This is a genomic window from Rhodococcus sovatensis (assembly GCF_037327425.1).
Classification (GTDB): Bacteria; Actinomycetota; Actinomycetes; order Mycobacteriales; family Mycobacteriaceae; genus Rhodococcoides; species Rhodococcoides sovatense.
In genome coordinates this window covers 6008763-6015441 of the sequence record NZ_CP147846.1, presented here as the reverse complement: position 1 = coordinate 6015441, position 6679 = coordinate 6008763, and the positions used below count along the sequence as shown (strand labels likewise).

Genomic DNA, 6679 nt, shown 5'->3' with positions numbered 1-6679 from the left:
CACCGGCGCGTATACCTGGCTGTCGATTACCGGGGTTTCGTCCCGGGGACCTCGGGGCACCCCTCGAAACGACCCGGCGGTCGCGGCACCAGGGCATCGAGAACGAATGCCGTCAGGAGGGAAGCGAAACCATGACACGTGTACGGATGGTCAAGAACGGTCCACTCATGATCGAGGGACCCGTGGAGATCGAGATGCCCGACGGCCGGATCGTGGAATCGGATCGAACCACCGTTGCGATGTGCATGTGCAAGCGCAGCAAAACCTTTCCACTGTGCGACACGAGCCACCGGACTCGACGCTAGGCTGTCCAGCGTTGCATCATCGCATCGCCGAAACGGTCCTCCAGAAACGACAACGCCCGCATACCGAACACGACGTCGGCTTCGAGTTCGGGCTGGTCGGCGATCAACGATCCGACGACGTCATGCCGCAGTATCTGTTCGTGTACCGCGTCGGCTTCGACGTGTTCGGCGTAGAAGTGCACGCACTCTTCCGGAGCTTCGAGCCTCCGCAGCGCCTCGACAAGCCGCGCTGCCCCTGGAGAGGACGTGATCTCCGTTGCGGCGAAGTGCCCGACTACGGCACCCCGCAGGGAGCGATGCAAGCCGAACAGCGACATGACGTTGACGATTGCGAGCATCTCCGGATTCGCATCGTCGAGATACGCTAGATATCCGGTATCCATTCCCGCGGCGTGCATAGCCTCGAGGTACAGCCGCTGATGCATACGATCGACGCGTCCAGCGCCGTACTCGTCGTATTCCACCGCGACGAACGACGCTTTCGCCTGGCCCGTCAGCCGAGGAATCGCCCATGCATGCGGGTCGGCCTCTTTGAGATGGTAGAGCGAACGGTTGGCAAGGTACTCACGCATCTGGGACCAGGTTCCAGCGTCGCGCAGATACCAGGACGGCCCTGTTCCGGTCTTCGGCTCCACCGACAAGGCATCCATCTCTTCTGTCGCACTCGAACCCGGATCGACCGATTCCCTTATACGCGCGAGAAATCCACGTTCGAGCTGCCGACGAAGGCCGAGCAACTCGGTGTTCCATTCCCACTCGTCGTCGACGCCACGGAAGCCGCGGTAGTGCAGTTCGTAGCAGAGGTACAGAGCCAGCTGCACGTCATGACCGAGGTAGTCGACGTCTGCGGCTGTCTCGGGGAGGCTCACCGGCTGCGACGGATCCCCGCGGAGCGCGGTGATCACGTCCGTGGACACCGGACCGCGCGGGCGCGGCAGATGGCCTGGCCGCCCCGAGTCGATCGACGCGGCAAAGGTGGCTGTAGAAGTCATGTGCCGTGTTTACCCGGTCGAACATGGGCGAAACCGGATCAACCGGCATGTAATTCGTCGTGATGTTCGCGCATCGCGTCGATCAAAACACTGAAGACTCGATGCGCTGCAGCAAGATCCGAATCCGGTATATCGGCAAGAGCCGCGGACGTCCGTGCGCCCAACGGACCGAAGAATCCGCGGGCGACCTCCATCCCGTGGACGTCGTAACGCAGAATGACCTTACGACGGTCGCTCGCGACTTTTTCGCGCTTGATATGACCGGACTCGATCATCCTTTCGACCAGGTACGTCATCGCAGCCGAGGACAAACCGAGCCTGTTGCCGAGCTCACCTGCCGTCAGCGGCGTGCCTTCGACATCGGCAATCATGATCAGCAGCAGTGCGCGAAAATCGTTGGGTCGCAATTCATGCTGCGCACCGAACGCGCGACCGATCTCCTCCGAGACAGCAGACAGCGCGCGAACGTCCGATGAGATCATCGATTCCAGTTCACTGCGATCGGACATGTCTTCCTTTCGATCGGTGCCGCCTTCCTTTCGATCGGTGGCCGCGTCAGACTATCGCGCCTCAGCGCCTGAACTCTCTCAGTTGCTTAATTGTTAAGTTGATGAGATTCTTTTCGGGTGGACCTATGGACCCGATTCGCCCGAATTGTCAGTTCGCGCCGCTCGTGGGCACTTTCACTTGCGGTGCTGATCCTCTCGTTGGGCTTCATGGCCCTCGTCGGAGAAAACGACTCCGCCGGACAAGCACCCTCATCCGTACCACCAGCAGCGGACTCCGCGCAGGTCACCGAACTCCTGACGCAATTCCCCGGCGCCGATACCGCTCCGGTGATTCTCGTCGTCAGCCGCGATGACCGTGCCGAACTGAACGCCGCAGACCTCGATGCTGCCGAGCAGGCACTCGGAAGGCTGACCGACGCCGACACCCCGCTCGTTCTCGCACCCGACGGCAAAGCCACGCTCGGGATCGTGGAGATCGACTCCACACTGTCGGGGTTCTCGCTGAGCGACACTGTGACCTCGCTGCGAGAGGCAGCCATCGACGGCCTACCCGATGGGTTGTCCGCGCAGCTCACAGGCGGTCCAGCGTTCGGCGCGGACATCGCCGACTCGTTCTCGGGTGCCAACTTCACCTTGCTTGCTGTGACCGCTCTCGTCGTCGCGATCCTGCTCATCGCAACCTATCGATCGCCGATCCTGTGGCTCGTCCCGCTGTTCGTCATCGGTCTCGGGGATCGGGTCGCCACCTCCGTCGGTACCGCGCTCGCCGAAGTGACGGGCCTGTCGTTCGACGGATCCACCTCGGGCATCACCAGCGTTCTAGTCTTCGGCGCCGGCACCAACTACGCATTGCTGCTGATCTCTCGCTATCGCGAAGAGCTTCGCGCACGAACGGATCATCGCGAGGCACTGCAACACGCCGTCAGACATGCCGGTCCCGCAATCCTCGCCAGCAACGCAACCGTCGTACTCGCGCTCCTGACGCTGCTTCTGGCAATTCTCCCGAGCACACGCAGCCTCGGTGCGCTCGCCGCGGCAGGTCTCGTCGTCGCAGCCGTGTTCGTGCTCGTCGTTCTTCCGCCTCTCCTGGCGCTGTTCGGACCGAAGTTGTTCTGGCCGTTCGTCCCGAAGCCCGGAGACAAGGACACCGCAACCACAGGCACGTGGCATTCGGTCGCTGCGGCTGTATCGCGGAACCCGATCCAGACGGCATCGATCACCCTCGTGGCGTTGATCGCCTGCGCTGCAGCACTGTTCGGGACAGAAATCGGGCTCTCCCAAACCGAACAGTTCCGTGTCACAGCCGAATCGGTCGAGGGGTTCGACACCCTCGCCGAACACTTCCCTGCTGGACTCGCCGACCCGACGACCGTCGTCGCCCCGACAGAATCCGCAGGCCGCGTCGACACCGCTCTCGGCTCGGCGAGTTCCGTCGAAACATTTACCCGCGGCGCTGATTCCGGCACCGGTCTGACGCAATGGTCCGTGGTGACCGATGCGGCTCCTGCCTCGGACGAGGCTTTCGACGCGGTCACCGGTCTCCGTGAGGCACTCACCGACATACCGGACGCTCTCGTCGGCGGAAGCGACGCTCAGGCACTCGACACCAACGAGGCAGCGGCCCGCGACCGACTGGTGGTCGTACCTGCGATTCTGATCGTGGTGCTCCTCGTACTCATCGCACTGCTGCGATCGTTGGTAGCGCCGCTGATTCTCGTCGGTACCACGGTGTTGAGCGCGCTCGCCGCCCTCTGCGTCGGAAGCTGGTTCAGCAGCACTGTGTTCGGCTTCCCGGCACTCGACGACAACGTCCCGCTGTTCGCGTTCCTGTTCCTCGTCGCACTCGGCGTCGACTACACGATCTTCCTGGTCACCCGCACGAGGGAGGAAACACCGGGGCACGGAACCCGAGCCGCGAACGTGCGCGCCGTCGGCGCCACGGGCGGTGTCATCACGAGTGCGGGCATCGTTCTGGCAGCCGTGTTCTGCGTGCTGGGTGTGCTACCGCTGATCACCCTCACCCAGCTGGGCATCATCGTGGGGTTCGGAATTCTGCTCGACACGTTCGTCGTGCGCACGCTGGTCATCCCAGCCTTGTTCACCCTCGTCGGCCCGGGGATATGGTGGCCGAACCGAATCGATTCCAGCAGTACCGAACTGATGGACGTCAAGGAGTGAGATTCATGAAGCTACGTTCCATGGCAGGGCGAGCACTCGTGGCGGGAGCCTGCGCTACCGGTCTGATACTGGCCGGCGGGACAGCTCAGGCGGCACCGGCACCATCCGGATCCGCCGGCTGGGAGCCGCTGACGCCGATCCCGTCGCTCGACGTCGAGCGGTATCTCGGGACATGGAATCAGATCGCCGCAGTGCCGCAACCGTTCAACCTCGAGTGCGCACGCGACACGCAAGCGAACTATTCGTTGATCGATCCGGCGAACATCCGCGTCGAGAACACCTGCACCACATGGTCCGGTGAACAGAATGGCATTGTCGGAAATGCGCGCGTCAACGACACCGTCACCAATGCTCAGCTGCACGTGAGCTTCCCGGGTGTTCCCACTCAGGGGAACCCGGAAGGCCCGACGAACTACATCGTGGCCTACATCGCCGACGACTACTCCTGGGCGCTCGTCGGAGATCCGTTCCGCACCTCGGGGTTCGTCCTCTCACGTTCCCCCGAAGTGAGCACCGAGAAGTTCCGCGAAATCCGCGCGGTGGTGGAGTCCAAGGGCTACAACTCGACGTTCGTTCTCACGTCCCCGACTCCCGGCGGCGCGACGGACATCCGGCCGCTGTCGAGCGTCTAGGCCTGGGTTTCTGCAGGTCAGGGCTTCCAGCCCAGTGGCACGGTTAAGTGCATCCCGGTGCACTCAATCGTGCCACTGGCGGCGGAGCCGCCCCGCTTCTTCCCGCACGTCCGCGCTACTCGACATTCAGCGCGACCCTGCGCAGCAGACCGGCCAACGTCTCTAGCTCGTCGTCGCTGAGCCCACCCAGTAGCTCCCGATCCTTGCTGAGCCGAACTGGAAATAGGCCATCCACCAGTTCACGTCCGGCATCGGTCAGCTCCAGCAGCACCACCCTGGCATCGCGCGCAGACTTCGAGCGCTGAAGCAGCCCCACCCCCACAAGACGCTCGGAAATCTTCGTCGTCGACGCCCCGCTCATCAGCGTTACCGAGGTCACTTCGCTGGCACGCAAGGGTCGGTCGGCGCGCCTGAGCGCACTGAGCACGTCGAACTCCGCTCGCGACACACCTACCGGGGCCAACGCCACTTCGAGGAGGTTGTTCGCCCTCGATGCGATTCTGGCGATACGCGCCAGAACTTCGATGGGTGACGTGTCGACATCCGGAAAGACTTCCGCCCACTCACGCCTGACGTTGTCGACGAAGTCTCCGCCCGATTTCTGCGCCGGAATCATGCCGTCACACTACGGCGCGCATCACACCGCGATCCAGTTACTTTACTAGTGAAATACCTGTAAAGTTTTCGCGGTGGCTGTCTCACTCGACCGACTCGAACACTCCCGATCCGCACTCGCCCATGCCGTATCACCCACAACGTGGCGCCAAGCACTCGCCATCGCACCATCCGACGCGTCGTTCGCGCCCGCTCTTCGAGTCGGCCTCGCTGTCACCGTCGTGCTGGTCGGCGGCGGCATCCTCGGCCGCCCCGACCTCGCCGGTTTCGCGGCGCTGGGCTCGCTGTGCTCGGCATTCGGCCGCTACGAACCGTATCCGCGCCGCGCCGGCAAGATCGCCCTGGTGAGCGCGCTGATCATCGCGTACGCATCGTTCGGAGCTCTTCTCGGCGCGACCACGACGTCTGTCGCCGTGCAGGTACTCGCCATCTCGATCTCGGCCGGCATAGCAGCGATGCTGCTCACCGCCTTCGCAATCACCGGTCCGGGTGCGGTCATCCTGATCTTTGCATCGACAGCGGCAGTCGCTTTCTCGCACACCGCAGCCGACATAGCCACGGTGTTCACGACGGTCAGCGTCGGTGCCGCGGTCGGGTGGGTGGCCTCGATGCTGCCTGCCCTCGTCCACCCCGTCGGGCCGGCGCAGCTCGCAGTGGCACGAGCACTCGCCGCCGTCGACTCCCGGCAACAGGGTCCGGCTCGCGCGGCCGTCGCGCGAGCCCGGACGGTCGTCGCGTTGAACCCCGGCACCCGGGCGCACCGACTCGGACTGGTGACACTCCTCGACGACGCCGAAGCCCTCCTCGACGCATGGGCGAACGGCGACGACCCGACTCACGCGAGTGACGTTCTCGCTCACGAAAGAGAACTGCGCAAGATTCGACGCTACGACGCACTCGAAGTCCGCGCAGTGCAGTTCGACACACCCCCGCAGAACTTCTTCGCGGCCGGACTGGCGCAGCTCACTGCGCGACCATTGGTGGTCAATGCCGTCCGAATCGCCGCCGCAGCAGGACTGGCTGCCTGGTGCGCAATATTGCTCGGATTCGAACACCCACTCTGGGCAACGATGGGTGCGATTGCAGCAATGCAGGGCATCACCTTCCACACCACTGTCCAACGTGGCATCCAGCGACTGCTCGGCAACATCGGCGGCGCGATCTTCGCAGCCGGACTGATCGCTCTGTCACTCGGATACTGGCAGATTGTTGTTGCAATCGTTCTGCTGCAGATGGCCGCCGAGCTTCTCGTTCTCAAGAACTACGCCTTGACCACACTCGCCATCACTCCGATGGCCCTGTTGATGACCGGATTGGCCGGTCACCTGACGCCCGCGGTGACCATCAGCCGCATCGGCGACACGCTGATCGGCGTACTAGTCGGCATCGTAATCGCAGCACTCACCATCGAGCAAGCCGATCGGAGCTGACCACAGCGGCGTCAGGAC

At 63.5% G+C, this 6679-nt stretch carries 7 protein-coding genes; 4 read left to right on the top strand and 3 right to left on the bottom strand.

Features of this window, described 5'->3' with window-relative positions:
- Nucleotides 1-131 precede the first annotated feature (131 nt).
- The gene (locus WDS16_RS28180; protein WP_338889548.1) at nucleotides 132-305 is read left to right on the top strand and encodes a CDGSH iron-sulfur domain-containing protein; all 174 of its coding nucleotides are present in this window, start codon (nucleotides 132-134) and stop codon (nucleotides 303-305) included.
- On the opposite strand, the gene WDS16_RS28175 is transcribed toward WDS16_RS28180, so the two are convergent.
- On the bottom strand, nucleotides 302-1297 hold the full coding sequence (locus WDS16_RS28175; protein ID WP_338889547.1) for an iron-containing redox enzyme family protein: 996 nt from the start codon (nucleotides 1295-1297) through the stop codon (nucleotides 302-304). The genes WDS16_RS28180 and WDS16_RS28175 overlap by 4 nt on opposite strands.
- Before the next feature lie 38 nt (nucleotides 1298-1335).
- Nucleotides 1336-1806 (bottom strand): MarR family winged helix-turn-helix transcriptional regulator, encoded by a 471-nt coding sequence (locus WDS16_RS28170; protein ID WP_338889546.1) that lies wholly within the window; start codon nucleotides 1804-1806, stop codon nucleotides 1336-1338.
- Between the two features lie 207 nt (nucleotides 1807-2013).
- Between WDS16_RS28170 and WDS16_RS28165 the strand changes: the two genes are divergently transcribed.
- On the top strand, nucleotides 2014-3984 hold the full coding sequence (locus WDS16_RS28165; protein WP_338893633.1) for an MMPL family transporter: 1971 nt from the start codon (nucleotides 2014-2016) through the stop codon (nucleotides 3982-3984).
- Between the two features lie 5 nt (nucleotides 3985-3989).
- Entirely contained in the window at nucleotides 3990-4616 is a 627-nt protein-coding gene (locus WDS16_RS28160) for a lipocalin family protein (RefSeq protein WP_422395732.1), read from the top strand.
- Nucleotides 4617-4731: 115 nt separating this feature from the next.
- Here WDS16_RS28160 and WDS16_RS28155 read toward each other — a convergent pair whose 3' ends face one another.
- Nucleotides 4732-5232 carry a MarR family winged helix-turn-helix transcriptional regulator gene (locus WDS16_RS28155; RefSeq protein WP_338889544.1) on the bottom strand — a complete coding sequence of 167 codons (501 nt, stop codon included), beginning with the start codon at nucleotides 5230-5232 and terminating at the stop codon, nucleotides 4732-4734.
- A gap of 73 nt (nucleotides 5233-5305) precedes the next feature.
- Between WDS16_RS28155 and WDS16_RS28150 the strand changes: the two genes are divergently transcribed.
- A complete protein-coding gene (locus WDS16_RS28150) occupies nucleotides 5306-6661 on the top strand; it encodes an FUSC family protein (protein ID WP_338889543.1) in 1356 nt (451 codons plus the stop codon).
- Nucleotides 6662-6679: the final 18 nt, after the last annotated feature.

Excerpts from the sequence above, each read along its gene's own strand:
- WDS16_RS28180 (WP_338889548.1), top strand. The coding sequence starts at position 132 with ATGACACGTGTACGGATGGTCAAGAACGGTCCACTCATGATCGAGGGA.
- WDS16_RS28175 (WP_338889547.1), bottom strand. The coding sequence starts at position 1,297 with ATGACTTCTACAGCCACCTTTGCCGCGTCGATCGACTCGGGGCGGCCA.
- WDS16_RS28170 (WP_338889546.1), bottom strand. The coding sequence starts at position 1,806 with ATGTCCGATCGCAGTGAACTGGAATCGATGATCTCATCGGACGTTCGC.
- WDS16_RS28165 (WP_338893633.1), top strand. The coding sequence starts at position 2,014 with ATGGCCCTCGTCGGAGAAAACGACTCCGCCGGACAAGCACCCTCATCC.
- WDS16_RS28160 (WP_422395732.1), top strand. The coding sequence starts at position 3,990 with ATGAAGCTACGTTCCATGGCAGGGCGAGCACTCGTGGCGGGAGCCTGC.
- WDS16_RS28155 (WP_338889544.1), bottom strand. The coding sequence starts at position 5,232 with ATGATTCCGGCGCAGAAATCGGGCGGAGACTTCGTCGACAACGTCAGG.